Source organism: Pseudomonas sp. MG-9, assembly GCF_018729515.1.
Lineage (GTDB): Bacteria > Pseudomonadota > Gammaproteobacteria > Pseudomonadales > Pseudomonadaceae > Aquipseudomonas > Aquipseudomonas serboccidentalis.
In genome coordinates, this window is record NZ_JAHHZH010000006.1 from 98,693 (window position 1) to 119,370 (window position 20,678).

The window sequence follows — 20,678 nt, forward strand, 5'->3', positions numbered from 1 at the left end:
CTCCAGGGTTGTCAGGCTAAGGCGGCCAAACAAGCAAACGTCTCGACCGGCCCGCAAGGCAGAGCCGTCGAAAAAAGATGCGGCATTATCCTGTGATTGAGGGCGCCTGTCACTGCGCACACTCACCCAAGCGTGCAATCGGTTGAAGATCGTGCCACCGAGGGTTGTCAGGCGCAGGGAGCGAGGTTCAAACTGCCGCCTTTGTCGCAGGCACTGGCCTGCGTCTCTTCTATCTATAAGCAGGCGACTGCGGACACCGTCGAACGCCTGCATGTTGACCATTCATTCAGGGATCCGGACATGGAACTGGTTGTAAAAAGCGTTAGCCCAGAAACGTTGAAAACCGCCACCCTGGTGGTTGCCGTCGGCGAAGGCCGCAAACTCGGCGTTGCCGCCAAACAGGTCGACGAGTTGAGCGGCGGCGCGATCAGCGCCGTACTCAAACGTGGCGACCTGGCCGGCAAGGTCGGTCAGAGCCTGCTGCTGCACAGCCTGCCGAACCTGAAAGCCGAACGCGTGCTGCTGGTCGGCGTGGGCAAGGATGAAGAACTGGGCGACCGTCCGTTCCGCAAAATCGTTGCAGGCATCCTCAACACGCTCAAAGGCCTGGGCGGCAGCGATGCCGTGCTGGCCCTGGATGAAATCATCGTCAAGAATCGCGACAGCTACGGCAAAACCCGTCTGCTGGCCGAAACCCTGGTAGACGGCGAATACACCTTCGACCAGTTCAAGAGCCAGAAAGCCGAACCGCGCGCCCTGAAGAAAGTCACCCTGCTGACCATCAAGGCCGCTCAGGCCGAAGTGCAGCGCGCGGTGAACCACGCCACGGCAATCGCCAACGGCATGGCCTTCACCCGCACTCTGGGCAACCTGCCGCCGAACATCTGCCACCCGACCTTCCTCGGTGAACAGGCGAAAAACCTCGGCAAAGAGTTCAAGGATCTGAAAGTCGAAGTGCTCGACGAGAAGAAGATCAAATCCCTGGGCATGGGCTCGTTCTACGCCGTCGGCCAGGGCAGCGCCCAGCCGCCGCGCCTGATCGTCATGCAGTACAACGGTGGCAAGAAGTCCGAGAAGCCTTACGCGCTGGTCGGCAAAGGCATCACCTTCGACACCGGCGGCATCAGCCTGAAGCCAGGCGCCGGCATGGACGAAATGAAATACGACATGGGCGGCGCGGCCTCCGTGTTCGGTACCCTGCGTGCCGTGCTTGAGCTGAAACTGCCGATCAACCTGGTGTGCATCCTCGCCTGCGCCGAAAACATGCCGAGCGGCACCGCTTCGCGTCCGGGCGACATCGTCACCACCATGAGCGGCCAGACCGTGGAAATCCTCAACACCGACGCCGAAGGCCGCCTGGTGCTGTGCGACGCCCTGACCTACTCCGAGCGCTTCAGGCCGCAAGCGGTGATCGACATCGCCACCCTGACCGGCGCCTGCGTCGTGGCACTGGGTGCACACACTTCCGGCCTGCTGGGCAACAACGACGAACTGATCGAGCAACTGCTCAGCGCCGGCAAGGCGGCTGACGACCGCGCCTGGCAACTGCCGCTGTTCGACGAATACCAGGAGCAACTGGACAGCCCGTTCGCCGACATCGCCAACATCGGCGGGCCGAAGGCCGGCACCATCACCGCCGCGTGCTTCCTGTCGCGCTTCACCAAGAACCTGAACTGGGCGCACCTGGACATCGCGGGCACTGCCTGGACCAGTGGCGGCAAGGACAAGGGCGCCACCGGCCGTCCGGTTCCGCTGCTGACCCAATACCTGCTGGACCGCGCCAAAGCCTGAAACCGATGAACCTGAGCGGCGCTGCTAGCCGGCGGCGCCGTTCAAGGCTCAGGAACCGCAATGACCAAAGTCGACTTCTATATCCTGCCCAGCGCCGATCCTTCGGCTCGCCTGGACTTTGCCTGCAAGCTCACCGAGAAAGCCTGGCGCATGGGCCACCGCATCTACCTGCATTGCAGCGATGTAGCCCAGCGTGACGATCTTGATGCGCGTCTGTGGGCGTTCAAGGGCGAAACCTTCGTGCCTCACGGCCCTGCCGACAGCGAACCGGACGGTTTGATCGTGCTGGGGGTGGGCGCTGATTGTGGCGCGCACCAGGATCTGCTGGTCAACCTCGACCTGAAAGTCCCGGCCTTCGCCAACAAATTCGCCCGCGTGGCGGAAGTGGTGGTGGAAGATCCGACGATTCGCGCGGCGGCACGGGAGAGTTTCCGTTTCTACCGCGAACAGGGCTATCCTCTGCAAGATCACCGTTTACAGCGACTCTGAGTACGCCGATGGACACTCCAAAACCGCTGCAAAAGCCTGCGCACCTGCTGGACGATCTCGAATCGATCCGTCAGTTGCTCGGCGATGACAACCTGCAACCGCCACTGCTGACCGACACGGTCGATGAAGGCGAACAGGAACAGATTCCGATGTTGTTCGAGGCCGTCGACGCCACGCCGCCCGCCATCGAACCGCCACCCGCGTCGCCCCCTATACCTGCGGCGCAACCTGCTGCAGCGCCTGTGGATAAAGGCCCGGACGCCCTGCTGCACCTGGACAGCGAACTGCGCGCCGCCGCGCAATTGATCATGCAGGACGTGATCGACGACTTCGCGCCGCACATCGAAACCGAAATCAAACGCCGCCTCGAGGCGCGAATGGAACGGCTGCTCAGCCAATACGAATAATGTCCCCTGTAGGAGCTGCCGAAGGCTGCGATCTTTTGATCTTGTTTTTTAAAAAGCAACATCAAAAGATCGCAGCCTTCGGCAGCTCCTACAGAAAGCTTTCTCCAGCCGGTCCCGCCCCGCTCGCCCTCGGCCCCATGCCCCGCTATACTTCCCGGCTTTTCCTGAACAAATGCCAATAGGGTCCCGCCGCGCATGGATAAGACCTACCAGCCGCACGCCATTGAAACTTCCTGGTACAACACCTGGGAGTCCGAGAACTATTTCGCACCGCAAGGCGCGGGCGATTCCTACACCATCATGATCCCGCCGCCGAACGTCACCGGCAGCCTGCACATGGGTCACGGTTTCAACAACGCGATCATGGACGCCCTGATCCGTTTCCGCCGCATGCAGGGTCGCAACACCCTGTGGCAGCCAGGCACCGACCACGCCGGTATCGCCACGCAGATGCTGGTGGAGCGTCAATTGGAAGCCACCGGCCAGAACCGTCATGACCTGGGTCGCGAGAAATTCCTCGAAAAAGTCTGGGAGTGGAAGGATCAGTCCGGCGGCAACATCAGCCGTCAGATCCGCCGCCTCGGCTCGTCCGTGGACTGGAGCCGCGAGCGCTTCACCATGGACGACGGCCTCTCGGAAGCGGTCAAGGAAGCGTTCGTACGCCTGCACGAAGACGGCCTGATCTACCGCGGCAAGCGTCTGGTCAACTGGGACACCAAGTTGCACACAGCGATTTCCGACCTCGAAGTGGAAAACCACGACGAGAAAGGGTTCCTGTGGAACCTCAAATACCCGCTGGCCGACGGCGCGAAAACCGCTGAAGGCAACGATTTCCTGATCGTCGCGACCACCCGTCCGGAAACCATGCTCGGCGATTCCGCCGTGGCCGTTAACCCGAACGATGAGCGCTACAAAGCCTTGATCGGCAAGTTTGTCGAGCTGCCACTGGTTGGCCGCCGCATCCCGATCATCGCCGACGATTACTGCGATCCTGAATTCGGCACCGGCTGCGTGAAAATCACCCCGGCCCACGATTTCAACGACTACGAAGTCGGCAAACGCCACAACCTGCCGCTGCTGAACATCTTCGACAAGAACGCCAATGTGCTGCCAGCCGCCCAGGTGTTCAACCTCGACGGCACGCTGAACGACAGCATCGACGGCAAGATCCCGGCTGAATACGCCGGCCTTGAGCGTTTCGAAGCGCGCAAGCAGATCGTGGCTGCGTTCGACGCCGCCGGCCTGCTGGTCAGCGTCGACGATCACAACCTGAAAGTGCCGAAAGGCGACCGCTCCGGCACCATTATCGAGCCGTGGCTGACCGACCAGTGGTACGTGTCGACCAAGCCTTTGGCTGAGCCGGCGATTGCTGCCGTTGAAGACGGCCGTATCCAGTTCGTGCCGAAGCAGTACGAAAACATGTACTTCTCGTGGATGCGCGACATCCAGGACTGGTGCATCAGCCGTCAGCTGTGGTGGGGCCACCGGATTCCGGCCTGGTACGACGAGTCGGGCAAGGTCTACGTCGGTCGCGACGAAGCCGAAGTGCGCGCCAAGCACAACCTCGGCCCGAACGTTGCGTTGCAACAAGACAACGACGTGCTCGACACCTGGTTCAGTTCGGGCCTGTGGACGTTCTCCACCCTGGGCTGGCCGGAAAAGACCGAGTTCCTTAAGAAATTCCACTCCACCGACGTGCTGGTCACCGGTTTCGACATCATTTTCTTCTGGGTTGCCCGGATGATCATGCTGACGATGCACCTGATCAAGAACGAGGACGGCACGCCGCAGGTTCCGTTCAAGACCGTTTACGTGCACGGTCTGGTGCGTGATGGCCAGGGCCAGAAGATGTCCAAGTCCAAGGGCAACGTCCTTGACCCGCTGGACATCATCGACGGTATCGAGCTGGAAGAACTGGTGCGCAAGCGCACCTCCGGCCTGATGCAGCCGAAACTGGCGAAGAAGATCGAGAAGCAGACCCGCGACGAGTTCGCTGACGGTATCGCCAGCTATGGCACCGACGCCCTGCGCTTCACGTTCTGCTCGCTGGCCTCCACCGGTCGTGACATCAAGTTCGACATGGGCCGCGTTGAAGGCTATCGCAACTTCTGCAACAAGATCTGGAACGCCGCGCGTTATGTTCTGGACAAGGGCGAAGACTGCGGCCAGAACGGCGAAGCCTACGAGCTGTCGCTGGCGGATCGCTGGATCATCTCGCAGCTGCAACGCACCGAAGCCGAAGTGACCCGTCAACTGGATCAGTTCCGTTTCGACCTCGCCGCGCAAGCGCTGTACGAGTTCATCTGGAACCAGTACTGCGACTGGTACCTGGAACTGTCCAAGCCAGTGCTGTGGGACGAGAACGCGCCGGTCGAGCGTCAGCGCGGCACCCGTCGCACACTGGTTCGCGTTCTGGAAGTAGCGTTGCGACTGGCGCACCCGTTCATGCCGTTCATCACTGAAGAAATCTGGCAGCGCATCGCGCCGCTGGCCGGCATTCAGGGCAAGACGATCATGCTGCAACCCTGGCCGGTGGCCAACGAAGAGCGCATCGATCCGGCGGCCGAAGACGACATCGAATGGCTCAAGGGCCTGATGCTCGGCACGCGTAACATCCGTGGCGAAATGAACATCGGCCCGGGCAAACCGCTGCCGATCTACCTGAAGAACGTCAGCGCTGAAGACCAGCGTCGCCTGACCGAGAACGAAGCGCTGCTGAAGAAGCTGGCGCGTCTGGAATCGATCACCGTGCTGGCGGCCGGCGAAGAAGCACCGCTGTCCGCGACCGCGCTGGTTGGCGAGATGGAAGTGCTGGTGCCAATGGCCGGCCTGATCGACAAGGGCGCTGAGCTGGCGCGTCTGGACAAGGAGATCCTGCGTCTGCAGGGCGAAGTCCAGCGGGTGGGCGGCAAGCTGTCGAACGCCGGTTTCGTTGACAAGGCCCCGGCCGAAGTCATCGAGAAGGAACGCGCCAAACTGGCCGAGGCTGAACAGGCCCTGGGCAAGCTGGCCGAGCAGCACGCGCGGATTTCGAGCCTGTAAGGGCAAGCAGCAATGAAAGAGGGAGGCCCTGGTGGCCTCCCTTTTTTATGGTTCCCGCCACCTTCCCCTACATAAATCAAAATCCCCAAGTCCAAGGTCATGGGTCACAGGTTCGGCGCATGACTCACCAATGTGGGACAATACCCGCCACTTTCAGCCATACCCGAATCGATCACACCCATGAACGCCCCCCGCACACCCAAACCTGCGCGCAAGAAGCCTGATGTCGCGACCCCGGCCAAAGCCGTCGAGCCGCGTGAAAAGGCCAGCCTGCACCCGCGCAATCGCCATCAGGGTCGCTACGACTTCCCGGCGCTGATCAAGACCACGCCGGAACTGGCGAAGTTCGTGATCACCAACCCGTACGGCAAGGAAAGCATCGACTTCGCCAGCCCCGACGCGGTGCGCGTGTTCAACCGGGCGCTGCTCAAGGCGTTCTACGGCATCGAACACTGGGACATCCCGGCGGATTACCTCTGCCCACCGGTCCCGGGCCGTGCCGATTACGTGCACTTCCTCGCCGACCTGCTGGCCAGCATGAACGACGGCAAGGTCCCGCGTGGCGCGATCGTCAATGTGCTGGACATCGGCATGGGCGCCAACTGCGTGTATCCGCTGATCGGTAACAGCGAATACCGCTGGCATTTCCTCGGTTCGGAGATCGATCCGACCGCCGTGGCTGCCGCCAGAGCCATCGTCCAGTCCAACGACCTGAACAAGGTCATCAAGCTGCGCCAGCAGGAAAACCGCAAGCACATCCTGATCGGTTTGCTGGAGCCGGGTGAGCGCTTTGACCTGACCATGTGCAACCCGCCATTCCACGCTTCGATGGACGAAGCGACCAAGGGCAGCGAGCGCAAATGGCGCGCACTGGGCAAAGCCGACCCGAAGCGCAAGCTGCCGGTGCTGAACTTCGGTGGCCAGTCGGCAGAGCTGTGGTGTGAGGGTGGCGAAGCGCGTTTCGTGACGCAACTGATCGCCGAGAGCGCGAACTTCCAGCACAAGGTGCTGTGGTTCAGCACGCTGGTGTCGAAAGCTTCGAACCTGCCCGCCATCGAAACCGCGCTGAAGAAGGCCGGCGTGCTGGAAAGCCAGGTGGTGGAGATGTCGCAAGGGCAGAAACAGAGTCGCTTCGTGGCCTGGACCTTCCAGACCAAGTCCGAACAGCAGATCTGGCGTCGCGAGCGCTGGACGCGCTAACGCCTGCGCCGGCGAACCTGTAGGAGCTGCGGTACGCTGCGATCTTTTGATCTTGATCCTGAAGAACAAGATCAAAAGATCGCAGCCTCGTTTCACTCGACAGCTCCTACAAGGCGGCGTAACTCCTCGCCAAATCGCAGGCACAAAAAAACCGTGCCCGGATCGCTCCGGTGCACGGTTTTTTTATCGCTGCGTCTTACTTGTTCACAGCGTCGGTCAGGCCTTTGGCCACAACCAGCTTGATCACTTTCTTGGCAGGGATTTCGATGGCAGCGCCAGTCGAAGGGTTACGGCCAGTGCGGGCAGGACGCTCGGTCACTTTCAGCTTGCCGATACCTGGCAAGGTGATTTCGCCGCCGTTTTCCAGCTGATCGGCAACGATTTGGCCCAGTTGGTCCAGAGCGTTACGCGCGGTGGTTTTCGGCGCGTCGATAGCTTCAGCGATGTCGGCGATCAGTTGGTCTTTAGTAAGAGCCATGTAGTGTTCCTTCCCTATCAAATTCATATGGATTGCAGAGTGCAGTGTCAGCCATCGAGCCCGATCTTCTGGATCTGGCACCCTCGGCGATAACCACGACGAGTCGGGGTTATAGATACCGAAATCAGGGTTTGGTTCGACCTGACAAATGCTGAATGCACGCTTAACGCAGTGACTTCGCGTAAGACCGGGCAAAACTAGCACAGAGACGGGGAAATATCCGCCTCTAGCTACCCATTTGGTCAGCTTTATTGCTCTAAATCGGTAAAAAACTGCACAAGGCCGGGCGTTAGCCCCGGATTTGCCCTTCCACCCCCTGTTTACGCTGCCGCCGGCCACAATTTTCTGCTGCATCCTCATCATGCAGGAGCTGCCGAAGGCTGCGATCTTTTGACGTTGATTTTTTAAAAGCCAGATCAAAAGATCGCAGCCTTCGGCAGCTCCTGAAGGGGGACGGTTGCATCGTCCCAGGTGGAGAATCGGGTACACTGGGCGCTTTTTCGGGGGAGCCTGCCCTCCTCCCTTCCAACAGCCGAGAAGCCCATGCCGATCCGTCATTGCATCGTCCACCTGATCGACAAAAAACCCGACGGCACGCCCGCAGTTCTGCACGCCCGTGACTCTGAACTGGCTGAGTCCGCGGCCATCGAAAACATGCTCGCCGACCTCAACGAAAGCTATAACGCCAAACAGGGCAAAGCCTGGGGCCTGTTCCATCCGGAATCCGGCGCGTTCCCGTTCAGCGGCTGGCTGAAGGAATACATGGACGGCGGCAAGGACTTCGCGGCGTTCAGCAAAGTCGCGGTCGAGCACTTGCAGAAGCTGATGGAAGAGTCGAACCTGTCAGTCGGCGGCCACGTGCTGTTCGCCCACTACCAGCAAGGCATGACCGATTACCTGGCCATCGCCCTGCTGCACCACAGCGAAGGCGTGGCGGTGACCGACGAGCTGGACGTGACCCCGTCGCGCCACCTCGACCTCGGCCAACTGCACCTGGCGGCGCGGATCAACGTGTCCGAGTGGCAGAACAACAAGCAGTCCAAGCAGTACATCTCGTTCATCAAGGGCAAGAACGGCAAGAAGGTCTCGGAATACTTCCGCGACTTCATCGGCTGCCAGGAAGGCGTCGACGGCCCGGGCGAAACCCGCACCCTGCTCAAGGCCTTCAGCGACTTCGTCGAAAGCGAAGACCTGCCGGAAGACTCCGCCCGCGAGAAAACCAAGACCCTGGTCGATTACGCCAGCAGCCAGGCCAAACTCGGCGAGCCGATGGGTCTGGAAGAGCTGTCGGAGCTGATCGACGAGGAGCGCCCGAAGGCCTTCTACGACCACATCCGCAACAAGGATTACGGCCTGTCGCCAGAGATTCCGGCGGACAAACGCACCCTCAACCAGTTCCGCCGCTTCACCGGGCGCGCCGAAGGTCTGTCGATCAGCTTTGAAGCGCACCTGCTGGGCTCCAAGATCGAGTACGACGAAGAAGCCGGCACCCTGATCATCAAGGGCCTGCCGACCTCGCTCACCGATCAGCTCAAGCGCCGCAACTGATGTTGGGCAATGTGCTGAAGAAAGTCGCGCTGGTGCTACTGGTGGTGGTGGTCTATCAGAACTGGGGCAAGATCGAGCGGGTGTTCAACCCGTCGCAGATGGTCTCGGAGCAGACAAGGGCGCAGGCCAATGTTGTGTTGTATGCCACCGACTGGTGCGGCTACTGCAAGCAGACCAAACGCTTTCTCGACAGCAAGGGCATTGCGTTCAAAGAGTTCGACATCGAGAAGGATGCCGAGGCACGCAAGGTGTATGAGGCACTGGGCGGGCGCGGGATTCCGTTGATCGATGTAAACGGCACGTTGATTCGCGGGTTTGACCCGGATGAGATCCTCGCGGCCCTGAAGTAACACCAAGATCAAAAGATCGCAGGCTGCGGCAGCTCCTACACATGTCTCATGTAGGCGCTGCCGAAGGCTGCGATCTTTTGCCTTTAGCGCGCTTCGATGCGGAAGCCGAAGCGCGGGAAATGCACATGCACCACGCCGCCACGCGGGTCTTCGCGACGCAGGATCAGCTCTTCACGGCCGGCAAACAGCAACTCGCCCTCCACCGGATCCACACCGTAATCGATGGCCGCAATCGCCACCTGCTGCCCGGCCTTGAACCCGTTCGGATCAACAAACTGCTCATCGGGCAACGCGGCCGGCGTCGAGTTGCGCGCCACGTCCAGCGCCTCCTCGGCGGTCATCGCGCTCGCGGCGCCATGACCAAAACCCAGCACACGCCCCAGCCATGCGGTCACGGCCGGATACTCATCGACCAATGGTGCGGTGACGTGCGTCGCCTTGAGGAACCACAGCGAATGCGCCAGGGCGAAGTCGGCAATCGACGGCTCACCGAACAGGAAGTCGCCCTGCTCGCGCTGCAACTGCAGCTCCAGGCGCGCCATGATCGTTGGCCATTGATGCTTGGCCTGTTCGGCCGACGGCCGGGTGGCGCTACCACCACTGAACAAACCGGCACGGTCCGCGAGGAACGCCTTGATCGCTTCCGGCGGCAACTTGCCGAAGCGCACCGCCACCGACTCCGGCTGGAACACCAGGCTGACGGCATGCTGGAACACCACAGAGTCGGCCCACGCCGCGAAACTGGCGGTGGTCATTTCCTGACCTTCAGGAAAAAACGCCGGCAGGGCTTTTTCCTGCTCCAGACGGCGAGCGATCAACGACGTGTCGCAATAGATGTCGGCACCGACCTGCAACACCGGGGTCTTGCGATAGCCGCCGGTCAGGGCAGTCAGATCAGGTTTCGGCATCACCGGCGAAATGTGCACCGAGCGCCAGGACAAGCCTTTGAACCCCAGGAGCAGGCGGGCCTTCTCAGCAAATGGAGAAGTCGGGTAATGATGCAGAATCAACTCGGACATGCTCGGCTCCGCCGCTCAAATAGTGAGTCGGCAGCTTAGCGCGCATTCGATTAGCAGCCTACAGATCCGGCTGATGGGAACCGATCAATCAGATTGATAAGACGCGACCAGGCATTCCTTGGCGCTTTTGCGCAGTTTCTTGATCAGGCGTTCCTGGCGCAGCGCATCGCTCTTGTCGCGGCAGCGCTCGGTGTAGACCAGCGCCATGGCCGGGCTGGACAGAAAGAACCGCGCGCCCTTGCCGCTCTGATGCTTGGCGAAACGGCGCACCGGGTCGTCGCTGATCCCGCAATACAGCGAACCGTTGGCTGCGCGCACGAGGTAGACGAACCAGGACTTGCTCACTGGCTCGACAACATCAACCGATTTTTCGCTAAGGTTGGTCACTTCGGGATCAAGGTGTGTAGGAAACAGGCCGCGATCTTATCAGCGACCGGCCTGAAATGCCTTCAGTCCCTTCAGCGCCTGCGCGCGTACCGCGTTGCGCACCAGCGGCGTCCAGCCCAGCAGCAAGCCCTTGAAACCCAGGGCCTGACGCGACCAGCGCCACAGGTCGAAGTGATCGTGGTGCTCGCAGATCTTGCCGTCACGGAACACGAAACGCGCCTGGATATCGTTGATCACCACGTTGCCGGTCTGGCTGAACAGATACGTCGCCACCCAGTGCGCACCGCCGCTGCGCTCGTCAGCGCGAACATTGTCGAAGGTCAGGGAAAAGTCCTTGGCGCGGGTGGTGAGCATACGCCACATGTCGCCGGCATCGCGTCCACGCAGTTCACCGAAGGCCGGATCGCTGAACACTACGTCGTCGGTATAACAGGCAGCCATGCCTTCGGCGTCGAGGCGCTGGAAGGCCTGGTAGAAGCGGGTGATCAGGGCGGCGTGGGCTTCGCTCATGGGCAAACTCCAGGGAATGGACAGATTGCCAGCACCATAAGCTGCAAAGCGAAGAAACACTATCGGCATTCGCGCACCGAATACCCGCAGTACACAAAACCTGTAGGAGCTGCGGCACGCTGCGGTCTTTTGATCTTTAAGATTTTCAAGATCAACATCAAAGGATCGCAGCGTGCCGCAGCGCCTACAGCTATCAGATTTTTTCGCTTTGCACCTGCACGTACAACGCACGCCCGGCACCCAGCCCGGCGATGATCGCACCGGTGCCGATGATGCCGAAGATCCAGCCCACCGCATTCCAGCCGCCGGTCCAGTCATGCACCACGCCGACCGCGAACGGGCCCATCGAGGCCAGGGTGTAGCCGAAGCCCTGCGACATGCTCGACAGATTCGCCGCGACGTGCGAATCCCGCGAACGCAGCACGATCAGGGTCAATGCCAGGCTAAAAGTACCGCCCTGCCCCAGACCCAGCAGAATCGCCCAGCCCCACAGGCCGTCGAGCGGTGCATACAGGCAACCGAACAAACCCGCGAGGGTCAGCGCCATCACCACCACGATCGCCAGACGCTGATCCTTGCCACGGGTCGCCAGCCACGGCGCCGCGAGAGAACTGGCCAGCTGGATGATCACCGAACCGGACAGCACCAGACCGGCCTGGGTCGGGGTTAGTCCGCGACCGATCAGGATCGACGGCAACCAGCCGAACACGATGTACGCCAGCGACGATTGCAGGCCCATGTACAAGGTCACCTGCCAGGCCAGCGGATCGCGCAGCAAGCCGCGTACCCGATAGGCCACATTGTGCGCGCCGTGTTTTTGCCCGACTTGCGGCAGCCAGAACACCGCCGCCGCCAGCGCCGGGATCACCCAGAAGCCCAGGCCCAGCGCCCAGCTGTTGTCGAAGTGCTCGCTCAACGGCACGGTCGAACCCGCCGCCATCGCCGCGCCCAGACACAGCGCCATGGTGTAGACGCCGGTCATGGTTCCCGCGTGTCTGGCGAAGTCGCGTTTGACAATGCCCGGCAGCAGTACGCCGATAATGCCGATGCTCGCCCCGCCCAGCACGCTGCCGGCGAACAAGCCGATCTCACCGAAATTGCTGCGCAGGATGATCCCGCCGGCCAGGGTCAGCAGGATGCCGAGCACCACGCGTTCGGCGCCGAAACGCCGCGCCAGAATCGGCGCCAGCGGTGCGAACAAACCGAGGCACAGCACCGGCAAAGTGGTCAGCAGACCGGCCTGAGCCGCAGACAGCCCAAGGCTTTTCGACACTTCGCTGAGCAGCGGCGCCATGCTCGACAGCGCCGGACGCAGGTTCAGCGCGACCAGAATCAACCCCAGCAGCAACAGCCACGGCCGGCGCACCAGCGGATGACTTTGCTGCACTTGCTCGTCATCGGCCTCGGCGTCGATCAGCAGCTCTTCGAGCTCTGCCGTGCGCTTGAGGGTTGAGACGTTTTTCTCGGTTTCAAGGTTCATTGATCAACTGCCTCGATATGGCTTTGGCCCGCTCCGGGTCGCGTTGTTCGACGGCATCGAGCAACGCGATGTGCAGGTCGAACACTTCCTGACGGCGCGGGACGATGTTCAGGGTCTGACGCAATTGGGCGCCGACGATGCTGGAGAAATAGCGATACAACTCGCTGAGGGTCGGGTTATGCGCGGCATCCACCAGACGGCGGTGGAACACCAGATCGCAGGCAATGTAAGTGTCGAGATCGCCGTGGTAATGGCTGCCGCTGGTGCCCAGTGCTTCACGCAAGGCGACGAGGTCTTCATCGGTGCGGCGCAACGCGGCCAGGCCGATCGCTTCGACTTCGAGGATGTGCCGGGTCTCGCGCGCTTGCTCCAGCGAACAGCGAGACAGCGCCTTGAGCGTGTCCATCGGATCGACCACCGCGCGCAAATAACTGCCGTCGCCCTGGCGGATCTCGATCAGCCCGGAGAACGCCAGCACACGCATGGCTTCACGCACGGTATTGCGGCTGATGCCCAGCTCGGTACTCAGCTCCGGCTCGGTCGGCAGACGTTCGCCGACCTGCCACACGCCATCGGTAATGCGCTGACGCAATTGATCCAGGGCCTGATCGACCAGGGATCGCTTAACCAGTGGAGAAATATCTGACATAGGATTCGCCCTGTCATCCAATCATAGGATGAATTTCCTGACAGGGTAGTCAGCTACGCGCAGGACGGCAACCTCCTATGGTCAGAAGAAGGCCGCGCAACCATCAACTCCGACCACTCTGCGGATTGCAGAAGACTCGTTCCTACTCAATGAGTCGAAGAATCAGCGATCCGAAAAGTGATTTCCCACATTGCAGAGAAATGTTTGCCGACATCACTCACCGCCACCGGACTTCAGACTCTGGAAATTATCCTCGGACGTTTTCGTCCGTCATTTAGTCAACGGAAGATGAAAAAATCATGGTGGAAATCAACTTCGGCAAGCAGCACAGCCGCCCTTTTGCTCTGGAGAAAAACCGACAATTGCTGGCGGTCCGCGGCTGCGCGGGAAAGCCGCTGACGCACGCGCTTTGCTGCGAGTCCGCCGACACCGCACTGCAAGGCTGCGAGTTGGTGCTGCATATCGAGGACGCTGATGTGCAGGTCTATAAACTGCCGCAGCATTCGGTTCCATCGCAACGCAAGGCTCTGTTGCGTGAGTTGCCCGACGTACGCTTCGCCGGCAGCGTGTTGATGGACCCCATCACTCAGGATCCGGTGCTCTATACCGAGAATGTGTTTCTAAAGTTCATCGATTCACTGCGCGCCACCCAGTGCATGGCGATTCTCGAAGAGCTGGGCGTGATGATCAAACAACAGGCGCCTTACGCATCAAACGCCTTTTTCGTTCATCACCCCGCCGTCCAGGGAACCGACATTTTCACACTCGCCGCTGAATGGTTGAAGCGCGACGAGATTGAGTACTGTCACCCCGAATTGCTGCGCCAGGGGCAACGTCGAGCGATCCATGCCAATCAGTGGCACCTGAAGAAAACCACCGTGACCTATCGGGTCGACATCGATGCCAGCGCCAATGTCGAAGCCGCGCATGAACTCGCGCAGGGCGAGGGCGTGGTGATAGCGGTCATCGACGATGCCTTTGATATCGACCATCCCGAGTTCGCCGGAGAAGGCAAAATCGTCGGCGCGCAGAACTTTGACCGACGTAACGCCAAACAGGGCCCACGCCCGAAAAACGCCCTGGAACGCCATGGCACAGCCGCCGCCGGAGTGGCTTGCGCCAATGGCAAGGTCGGCGCCAGTGGCGTCGCTCCGCGGGCCAGCCTGATGCCGTTGAAACTCACCAAGCCCTTGGGGGCTCGCGCCGAGGCCGACGCTTTCTACTGGGCCGCCGATCAGGGGGCCGACATCATTTCCTGCAGTTGGGGGCCGGCCGAAGGTCATTGGGCCGACCCCGCCGACCCGCGTCACAGCCAAGTGTTTCCCCTGGCGGCGAGCACTCGGCTGGCAATCGAGTATGCAGCCACCAAGGGCCGCAATGGCAAAGGGTGTGTGATCTTTTTTGGCGCAGGAAACGGTAACGAATGCGCCGACAATGATGGCTACTCCAGCCACCCCCATGTGATTGCCGTAGGTGCCTGCAACGACCAGAACCGGCGCAGTGCCTACAGCGATTTTGGCAAAGTGCTCTGGTGCTGTTTCCCCAGCGGCGATCAGCAGCACCCTGATCCGAAGTTCAAACCTGCCACCTCGACTCCACAGACCCGTGGCATCCGCACCACGGACTTGAGCACGCGCTTCGTCGCCCAAACATTGCCGGCCTACACCGATTCATTCAGCGGCACCTCCAGCGCCTGCCCCGGCGCTGCGGGCGTCGCAGCGCTGGTGCTCGGAGTCAATCCCGGCCTCGATCGTCTGGCCGTGCGGCAGATACTCGCCGATTGCTGCGACAAGATCGGCCATGCCGACGACGGGCCACTCGGTCAATACGATGAAAACGGACACAGTCATTACTACGGACACGGACGCCTCAACGCGATGCGGGCCGTGCAACGGGCACTTGAGCTCAAAGCAAACGCGGGTTGATTCACCGCCCATGAAAAAAGCCCCGCCGGGCATCCGGCAGGGCTTTGTGGTTAAACGGGCCTCTCAAGCCATCAATGCAAAATCTGGCTCAGGAACAGCTTCGTCCGGTCATTCTGCGGATTGTCGAAGAAGTCATTCGGCGCCGCCTGCTCAACGATTTCGCCCTTGTCCATGAAGATCACGCGATTGGCCACGGTGCGGGCGAAGCCCATTTCGTGGGTCACGCACAACATGGTCATGCCGTCTTCAGCGAGGCCGATCATGGTGTCCAGCACTTCTTTCACCATCTCCGGGTCGAGTGCCGAGGTCGGTTCGTCGAACAGCATGATTTTCGGTTTCATGCACAACGCGCGGGCGATCGCCACACGTTGCTGCTGGCCGCCGGACAGTTGCCCCGGGAATTTATGCGCCTGCTCCGGAATGCGTACGCGCTCCAGATAATGCATGGCGATTTCCTCGGCCTTGCGCTTGGGCATCTTGCGTACCCACATCGGCGCCAGCGTGCAGTTCTGCAGGATGGTCAGGTGCGGGAACAGGTTGAAGTGCTGGAACACCATGCCGACTTCGCGGCGGATCGCTTCGATCTGCTTGAGGTCGTTGGTCAGTTCCACGCCGTCGACGACGATGCGGCCCTGCTGGTGTTCTTCCAGACGATTGAGGCAACGGATGGTGGTCGACTTGCCGGAACCCGACGGGCCGCACAGCACGATGCGCTCGCCCTGTTTGACGTTGAGGTTGATGTCTTTGAGCACGTGGAACTGGCCGTACCACTTGTTCACGCCCTGCATCTGGATAATGCCTTCAGGGCCCACAGGCTTTTTGATTGCTTCGCTCATTTACAGAGAACTCCTAACGCTTGTGGCCAGTGTCGAGCTTGCGTTCCAGATGCATGGAATAGCGCGACATACCAAAACAGAAAATCCAGAACACCAGGGCGGCGAACACGTAGCCTTCGGTGGCCATGCCCAGCCATTTCGGATCGGCAGCGGCTTGTTTGACGCTGTTGAGCAGGTCAAAGAGGCCGATGATGATCACCAGGCTGGTGTCCTTGAACAGCGCAATGAAGGTGTTGACGATGCCCGGAATCACCAGCTTCAGGGCTTGCGGCAGAATCACCAGGCCCATGGCGCGCCAGTAACCGAGCCCCATCGCCGCAGCGGCTTCGTACTGACCTTTGGGAATCGCTTGTAGACCGCCGCGCACCACTTCGGCGACGTAGGCCGACTGGAACAGGATCACGCCGATCAGTGCCCGCAGCAGCTTGTCGAAGTTCATGCCTTCAGGCAGGAACAGCGGCAGCATCACCGAGGACATGAACAGCACGGTGATCAACGGCACGCCGCGCCAGAACTCGATGAACGTCACACACACCACGCGAATCGCCGGCATGTTCGAGCGACGGCCCAGCGCCAGGATGATCCCCAGTGGCAAGGCACCGGCGATACCGACGGTAGCGATGACCAGAGTCAGCATCAGACCGCCCCACTGGCTGGTCGCCACATTGCTCAGGCCGAAACCGCCGTGCAGCAGGATGTAGGCAATGATCGGGTACAGCACCAGGAAGCTCAGACCGTACACCGCTTTACGCGGGAAGCGCGAGATGAACAGTGGCGCCACGCCGATCACCGCCAGCCACACGGTCAGGTCCACGCGCCAGCGCAGTTCCGTCGGGTAGTAGCCGTACATGAACTGGCCGAAACGCTGCTGGATGAACACCCAGCAAGCCCCGTCCTTGGTGCAGTCGGCGCGGGTGGTGCCAACCCAGTTGGCATCGAGGATCGCCCAGCTGAGAATCGGCGGGACCACGAGGTAGATCAGGTAGAACGCAAACAGCGTCAGCAGGGTGTTGAGCCAGCTGGAGAACATGTTCGCGCGCATCCACGCCACCACGCCGATGCTGCTGTTCGGTGGGGGCATGTCGGGTTTGAAAGTATGAGTACTCATGCGCTTTTCCTTACCGCTCGATCAGCGCAATGCGCTTGTTGTACCAGTTCATCAGCAGGGAGATGCTGATACTGATCGCCAGGTACACGCTCATCGTGATGGCAATCACTTCGATGGCTTGACCGGTCTGGTTAAGCACGGTGCCAGCGAACAGCGACACCATTTCCGGGTAACCGATACCGGCCGCCAGCGAGGAGTTCTTCGCCAGATTGAGGTATTGGCTGGTCAGGGGTGGAATGATCACGCGCAGGGCTTGCGGAATGATCACCTTGCGCAGGGTCGGGCCGTTGCGCAGGCCGAGCGAGCGCGCCGCTTCTGTCTGGCCATGGCTGACCGATTTGATGCCCGAACGCACGATCTCGGCGATAAACGCCGCGGTGTACACGGTCAGGGCCAGGGTCAAGGCCAGCAGTTCCGGGATCAGCACCCAGCCGCCGACGAAGTTAAAGCCTTTGAGCTCAGGCATTTCCCAGTGCAGCGGGGCGCCGAAGATCAGTGCGCACAAGGTCGGGATCACCAGCAGAATCGCCAGACCGACCCAGAACTTGTGGAACGGCACGCCGGTTTCTTCAAAGCGCTTGTTGGCCCAGCGGCACATCAGCACGATGGCGACGATGGCCAGCACCACGCTGACCACAAACGCCCAGAAACCGTCGGCGGCCAGAGCGGCCGGCATGTTCAGGCCCCGGCTGCTGACGAAGAAGGTGTCACCGAAGTTGTGGCTGTTACGCGGCCCCGGCATGGTCAGGAATACCGCGAAGTACCAGAACAGGATTTGCAGCAGCGGCGGAATGTTGCGGAACACTTCCACATACACCGTCGCCAGTTTGCTGATGATCCAGTTCTGCGACAGCCGTGCCACACCTATGATGAAACCGAGGATCGTCGCTAGAACCACGCCGATCACGGTCACCAACAGGGTGTTGAGCAGACCGATCACAAAGACGCGGGCATAGCTGTCCGCTTCGGTGTAGTCGATCAGGTGTTGAGCGATGCCGAATCCGGCACTGCGCTCCAGAAAGCCGAAACCGGAAGTAATGCCCCGGTGCTGAAGGTTGGTTTGCGTGTTGTCGAACAAGTACCAGCCCAGCGAGACCACCGCCACAACGGTAATGATCTGGAATAGCCACGCACGCACTCGTGGATCGCTGAGGCTGAGCCTCTGCTTTGGTGCGCCGATTGAATTTTGCATGAAGTGCCCCGGAAGAAATGGAACAAGAACATCACCCGGCGGTTGGCCCGCCGGGCGATAGAACCATTAGCGCACTGGTGGTGCGTACTGAATGCCGCCGTTGTTCCACAGGGCGTTCAAGCCGCGGTCGATTTCCAGCGGAGTGCTCTTGCCGAGGTTTTTCTCGAAGATTTCGCCGTAGTTGCCGACTTGTTTGACGATCTGCACAACCCAGTCTTTCGGCAGTTTCAGGTCTTTGCCGTACTCGCCGTCAGCACCGAGCATACGGGCAACGTCCGGGTTCTTGGTCGACTTGGCTTCAGCTTCAACGTTCTTCGAAGTGATGCCGGCTTCTTCGGTGTTGAGCAGCGCGTAGCCAACCCAACGGACGATTGCCAGCCACTCGTCATCACCGTTACGTACGACCGGGCCCAGCGGTTCTTTGGAAATGGTTTCCGGCAGAACCACGTAGTCCTTCGGCGATGCCAGCTTGGAGCGCTGGGCGAACAGTTGGGACTTGTCGGAGGTCAGCACGTCGCAACGACCGGATTCCAGCGACTTGGCGCTTTCATCGGAGGTGTCGAAGGTGATCGGGGTGTATTTCAGACCGTTGCCACGGAAGTAGTCGGAAACGTTCAGCTCGGTGGTGGTACCGGCCTGGATGCAGATGGTTGCACCGTCCAGCTCTTTGGCACTTTTCACGCCCAGCTTGTTGTTAACCAGGAAACCGATGCCGTCGTAGTAGGTAATGAAGCCCGGGAATTTCAGGCCCATGCCCGCGTCACGCGAACTGGTCATGGTGGTGTTACGCGACAGGATGTCGATCTCGCCCGATTGCAGCGCGGTGAAGCGCTCCTTGGCGTTCAACTGGCTGAACTTGACCTTGGTCGCGTCGCCGAATACGGCAGCGGCCACGGCGCGGCAGACGTCAGCGTCGATCCCGAGGATCTTGCCGGTTGCGTCCGGTACCGAGAAACCCGGCAGACCGTCGCTCACGCCACACTGCACGAAACCTTTCTTCTGCACGGCATCCAGGGTTGCACCCGCCTGAGCGAACCCGCTGACGCCGAGTACTGCTGCAGCAGTCACGACCGCCAGAGTGGATTTCAACATCTTCATTCAAACCTCCAGTTTTGCTCTTGTTGTGTCGGAGCTTGAGTCCAGTCGCACCCTTTTGAGGCGTTGTTGACCCGTGTTGGCTTTTTTTGGGGTCAACCGACGTAAGACCTTCGCTATGAGTCTAGTAGGAGAAAATCCACATCATGGACAACTCACTTCTCACCAGTCGGCCGAACGGGCTGTAGCCCTTTCACGTTCGCGTTGCCCGTAGCGGCCATTGGCGAACATCCATCACCGGATTCTTTGCAATCCCGTCGCAAGTCGTACACTGATAGTGTTACCGCCACACGCGAGATCGGTTGCACGCTGAGAGCCATAGCAAAGCCCGTACCACACCGCTTGCTGAAGCGATTGCGCGACAGGTCAATAGCAAAACTTGTAGCCTTGCGACATCTTGTTAACGGATCGAACGGGCGCGCACGCAAATCACGCACTTATTGAGAGCGCCCGCACATTTTTGGAGCAGCCATGACCGAGCCCCTGATTCTTGAACCCGTAAAGCCCGCAGACGCCTGCGTGATCTGGCTGCACGGCCTCGGCGCTGACCGCTATGACTTCCTGCCGGTGGCTGAAGCCCTGCAGGAAAGCCTGTTGAGCACGCGCTTCGTATTGCCTCAGGCACCGACCCTGCCCGTCACCATCAATGGCGGTTACGAGATGCCGAGCTGGTACGACATAAAGGCCATGAGCCCGGCGCGGGCAATTGACCGTGCGCAGCTGGAAGAATCGTCAGAGCGCATCGTCAAATTGATCGAAGTGCAGCGCGAGGCCGGAATAGACGCCTCGCGAATTTTCCTCGCCGGGTTTTCCCAGGGTGGCGCCGTCGTCCTGCACACCGCCTATCTGAAGTGGCAAGGTCCGTTGGGTGGCGTACTTGCCCTGTCCACCTATGCCCCGACCTTCACCGATGAAATGGAGCTTTGCGCCAGTCAGCAGCGCATTCCGGCGTTGTGCCTGCACGGCCAGTTCGATGGCGTGGTGCAGAACTCCATGGGCCGCAGTGCCTATGAGCATTTGGTGAAGCATGGTGTCACCGTGACATGGCAGGAATACCCAATGGAGCACGAAGTGTTACCCGAAGAAATTCGCGACATCGGCGTCTGGCTGGGCGAGCGTCTACGCTGATTCGGCCGCTCAGCGGACCCCTTTGATCATCCCACTACGCCGAG

General features: G+C 60.5%; 19 protein-coding genes. 9 read left to right on the forward strand and 10 right to left on the reverse strand.

Annotation, left to right across the window (positions count from 1 at the left end; all coding sequences use genetic code 11):
* The first annotated feature begins 300 nt into the window (after positions 1-300).
* From KKQ10_RS17030 to rlmF, 5 genes are all read left to right on the forward strand, one after another.
* On the forward strand, positions 301-1,791 hold the full coding sequence (locus tag KKQ10_RS17030) for a leucyl aminopeptidase (RefSeq protein ID WP_215501750.1): 1,491 nt from the start codon (positions 301-303) through the stop codon (positions 1,789-1,791).
* A 60-nt stretch (positions 1,792-1,851) separates the two neighbouring features.
* Positions 1,852-2,280 (forward strand): DNA polymerase III subunit chi, encoded by a 429-nt coding sequence (locus KKQ10_RS17035; protein ID WP_215501751.1) that lies wholly within the window; start codon positions 1,852-1,854, stop codon positions 2,278-2,280.
* A gap of 8 nt (positions 2,281-2,288) precedes the next feature.
* A complete protein-coding gene (locus KKQ10_RS17040; RefSeq protein ID WP_127650878.1) occupies positions 2,289-2,687 on the forward strand; it encodes a DNA polymerase III subunit chi in 399 nt (132 codons plus the stop codon).
* A gap of 195 nt (positions 2,688-2,882) precedes the next feature.
* The gene (locus KKQ10_RS17045; RefSeq protein WP_215501752.1) at positions 2,883-5,729 is read left to right on the forward strand and encodes a valine--tRNA ligase; all 2,847 of its coding nucleotides are present in this window, start codon (positions 2,883-2,885) and stop codon (positions 5,727-5,729) included.
* A 180-nt stretch (positions 5,730-5,909) separates the two neighbouring features.
* Positions 5,910-6,929 (forward strand): 23S rRNA (adenine(1618)-N(6))-methyltransferase RlmF, encoded by a 1,020-nt coding sequence (gene rlmF / locus KKQ10_RS17050; RefSeq protein ID WP_127650881.1) that lies wholly within the window; start codon positions 5,910-5,912, stop codon positions 6,927-6,929.
* Between the two features lie 196 nt (positions 6,930-7,125).
* Here rlmF and KKQ10_RS17055 read toward each other — a convergent pair whose 3' ends face one another.
* Positions 7,126-7,407, reverse strand: coding sequence for an HU family DNA-binding protein (locus KKQ10_RS17055; RefSeq protein ID WP_003221909.1), 282 nt, complete (start codon positions 7,405-7,407; stop codon positions 7,126-7,128).
* Between the two features lie 543 nt (positions 7,408-7,950).
* Here KKQ10_RS17055 and yejK point away from each other — a divergent pair.
* Together yejK and KKQ10_RS17065 are read left to right on the forward strand one after the other, a co-directional pair.
* A complete protein-coding gene (gene yejK / locus KKQ10_RS17060; RefSeq protein WP_003221908.1) occupies positions 7,951-8,955 on the forward strand; it encodes a nucleoid-associated protein YejK in 1,005 nt (334 codons plus the stop codon).
* On the forward strand, positions 8,955-9,305 hold the full coding sequence (locus KKQ10_RS17065; RefSeq protein WP_215501753.1) for a glutaredoxin family protein: 351 nt from the start codon (positions 8,955-8,957) through the stop codon (positions 9,303-9,305). The genes yejK and KKQ10_RS17065 overlap by 1 nt, the downstream gene beginning before the upstream one ends.
* A gap of 83 nt (positions 9,306-9,388) precedes the next feature.
* Here the strand turns inward: KKQ10_RS17065 and KKQ10_RS17070 are convergent, their stop codons facing one another.
* The 5 genes from KKQ10_RS17070 to KKQ10_RS17090 all read right to left on the reverse strand — a co-directional run bounded on the left by KKQ10_RS17070 (position 9,389) and on the right by KKQ10_RS17090 (position 13,350).
* Positions 9,389-10,324 carry a glutathione S-transferase family protein gene (locus KKQ10_RS17070; RefSeq protein WP_215501754.1) on the reverse strand — a complete coding sequence of 312 codons (936 nt, stop codon included), beginning with the start codon at positions 10,322-10,324 and terminating at the stop codon, positions 9,389-9,391.
* An 84-nt stretch (positions 10,325-10,408) separates the two neighbouring features.
* Positions 10,409-10,711 (reverse strand): GIY-YIG nuclease family protein, encoded by a 303-nt coding sequence (locus tag KKQ10_RS17075; RefSeq protein WP_215501755.1) that lies wholly within the window; start codon positions 10,709-10,711, stop codon positions 10,409-10,411.
* Positions 10,712-10,750: 39 nt separating this feature from the next.
* The gene (locus KKQ10_RS17080; RefSeq protein ID WP_127650887.1) at positions 10,751-11,221 is read right to left on the reverse strand and encodes a nuclear transport factor 2 family protein; all 471 of its coding nucleotides are present in this window, start codon (positions 11,219-11,221) and stop codon (positions 10,751-10,753) included.
* A gap of 193 nt (positions 11,222-11,414) precedes the next feature.
* The gene (locus KKQ10_RS17085; protein ID WP_215501756.1) at positions 11,415-12,701 is read right to left on the reverse strand and encodes a CynX/NimT family MFS transporter; all 1,287 of its coding nucleotides are present in this window, start codon (positions 12,699-12,701) and stop codon (positions 11,415-11,417) included.
* Entirely contained in the window at positions 12,691-13,350 is a 660-nt protein-coding gene (locus KKQ10_RS17090; RefSeq protein WP_127650891.1) for a FadR/GntR family transcriptional regulator, read from the reverse strand. The genes KKQ10_RS17085 and KKQ10_RS17090 overlap by 11 nt, the downstream gene beginning before the upstream one ends.
* A gap of 299 nt (positions 13,351-13,649) precedes the next feature.
* Here KKQ10_RS17090 and KKQ10_RS17095 point away from each other — a divergent pair, with 299 nt between their 5' ends.
* Positions 13,650-15,275 carry a S8 family peptidase gene (locus tag KKQ10_RS17095; protein ID WP_215501757.1) on the forward strand — a complete coding sequence of 542 codons (1,626 nt, stop codon included), beginning with the start codon at positions 13,650-13,652 and terminating at the stop codon, positions 15,273-15,275.
* 71 nt (positions 15,276-15,346) lie between these two features.
* On the opposite strand, the gene KKQ10_RS17100 is transcribed toward KKQ10_RS17095, so the two are convergent.
* The 4 genes from KKQ10_RS17100 to KKQ10_RS17115 form a co-directional block, all read right to left on the reverse strand.
* Positions 15,347-16,111: an amino acid ABC transporter ATP-binding protein gene (locus tag KKQ10_RS17100; protein ID WP_003221897.1), complete on the reverse strand. Its 765-nt coding sequence runs from the start codon at positions 16,109-16,111 to the stop codon at positions 15,347-15,349.
* 13 nt (positions 16,112-16,124) lie between these two features.
* Entirely contained in the window at positions 16,125-17,219 is a 1,095-nt protein-coding gene (locus KKQ10_RS17105) for an amino acid ABC transporter permease (protein ID WP_215501758.1), read from the reverse strand.
* Between the two features lie 10 nt (positions 17,220-17,229).
* On the reverse strand, positions 17,230-18,411 hold the full coding sequence (locus KKQ10_RS17110; RefSeq protein WP_215501759.1) for an amino acid ABC transporter permease: 1,182 nt from the start codon (positions 18,409-18,411) through the stop codon (positions 17,230-17,232).
* Positions 18,412-18,477: 66 nt separating this feature from the next.
* The gene (locus tag KKQ10_RS17115) at positions 18,478-19,509 is read right to left on the reverse strand and encodes an amino acid ABC transporter substrate-binding protein (protein ID WP_103305207.1); all 1,032 of its coding nucleotides are present in this window, start codon (positions 19,507-19,509) and stop codon (positions 18,478-18,480) included.
* A 468-nt stretch (positions 19,510-19,977) separates the two neighbouring features.
* Between KKQ10_RS17115 and KKQ10_RS17120 the strand changes: the two genes are divergently transcribed.
* Positions 19,978-20,634 (forward strand): alpha/beta hydrolase, encoded by a 657-nt coding sequence (locus tag KKQ10_RS17120; RefSeq protein WP_215501760.1) that lies wholly within the window; start codon positions 19,978-19,980, stop codon positions 20,632-20,634.
* Positions 20,635-20,678 lie beyond the last annotated feature (44 nt).

Excerpts from the sequence above, each read along its gene's own strand:
- KKQ10_RS17030 (WP_215501750.1), top strand. The coding sequence starts at position 301 with ATGGAACTGGTTGTAAAAAGCGTTAGCCCAGAAACGTTGAAAACCGCC.
- KKQ10_RS17035 (WP_215501751.1), top strand. The coding sequence starts at position 1,852 with ATGACCAAAGTCGACTTCTATATCCTGCCCAGCGCCGATCCTTCGGCT.
- KKQ10_RS17040 (WP_127650878.1), top strand. The coding sequence starts at position 2,289 with ATGGACACTCCAAAACCGCTGCAAAAGCCTGCGCACCTGCTGGACGAT.
- KKQ10_RS17045 (WP_215501752.1), top strand. The coding sequence starts at position 2,883 with ATGGATAAGACCTACCAGCCGCACGCCATTGAAACTTCCTGGTACAAC.
- rlmF (WP_127650881.1), top strand. The coding sequence starts at position 5,910 with ATGAACGCCCCCCGCACACCCAAACCTGCGCGCAAGAAGCCTGATGTC.
- KKQ10_RS17055 (WP_003221909.1), bottom strand. The coding sequence starts at position 7,407 with ATGGCTCTTACTAAAGACCAACTGATCGCCGACATCGCTGAAGCTATC.
- yejK (WP_003221908.1), top strand. The coding sequence starts at position 7,951 with ATGCCGATCCGTCATTGCATCGTCCACCTGATCGACAAAAAACCCGAC.
- KKQ10_RS17065 (WP_215501753.1), top strand. The coding sequence starts at position 8,955 with ATGTTGGGCAATGTGCTGAAGAAAGTCGCGCTGGTGCTACTGGTGGTG.
- KKQ10_RS17070 (WP_215501754.1), bottom strand. The coding sequence starts at position 10,324 with ATGTCCGAGTTGATTCTGCATCATTACCCGACTTCTCCATTTGCTGAG.
- KKQ10_RS17080 (WP_127650887.1), bottom strand. The coding sequence starts at position 11,221 with ATGAGCGAAGCCCACGCCGCCCTGATCACCCGCTTCTACCAGGCCTTC.
- KKQ10_RS17085 (WP_215501756.1), bottom strand. The coding sequence starts at position 12,701 with ATGAACCTTGAAACCGAGAAAAACGTCTCAACCCTCAAGCGCACGGCA.
- KKQ10_RS17090 (WP_127650891.1), bottom strand. The coding sequence starts at position 13,350 with ATGTCAGATATTTCTCCACTGGTTAAGCGATCCCTGGTCGATCAGGCC.
- KKQ10_RS17095 (WP_215501757.1), top strand. The coding sequence starts at position 13,650 with ATGGTGGAAATCAACTTCGGCAAGCAGCACAGCCGCCCTTTTGCTCTG.
- KKQ10_RS17100 (WP_003221897.1), bottom strand. The coding sequence starts at position 16,111 with ATGAGCGAAGCAATCAAAAAGCCTGTGGGCCCTGAAGGCATTATCCAG.
- KKQ10_RS17105 (WP_215501758.1), bottom strand. The coding sequence starts at position 17,219 with ATGAGTACTCATACTTTCAAACCCGACATGCCCCCACCGAACAGCAGC.
- KKQ10_RS17110 (WP_215501759.1), bottom strand. The coding sequence starts at position 18,411 with ATGCAAAATTCAATCGGCGCACCAAAGCAGAGGCTCAGCCTCAGCGAT.
- KKQ10_RS17115 (WP_103305207.1), bottom strand. The coding sequence starts at position 19,509 with ATGAAGATGTTGAAATCCACTCTGGCGGTCGTGACTGCTGCAGCAGTA.
- KKQ10_RS17120 (WP_215501760.1), top strand. The coding sequence starts at position 19,978 with ATGACCGAGCCCCTGATTCTTGAACCCGTAAAGCCCGCAGACGCCTGC.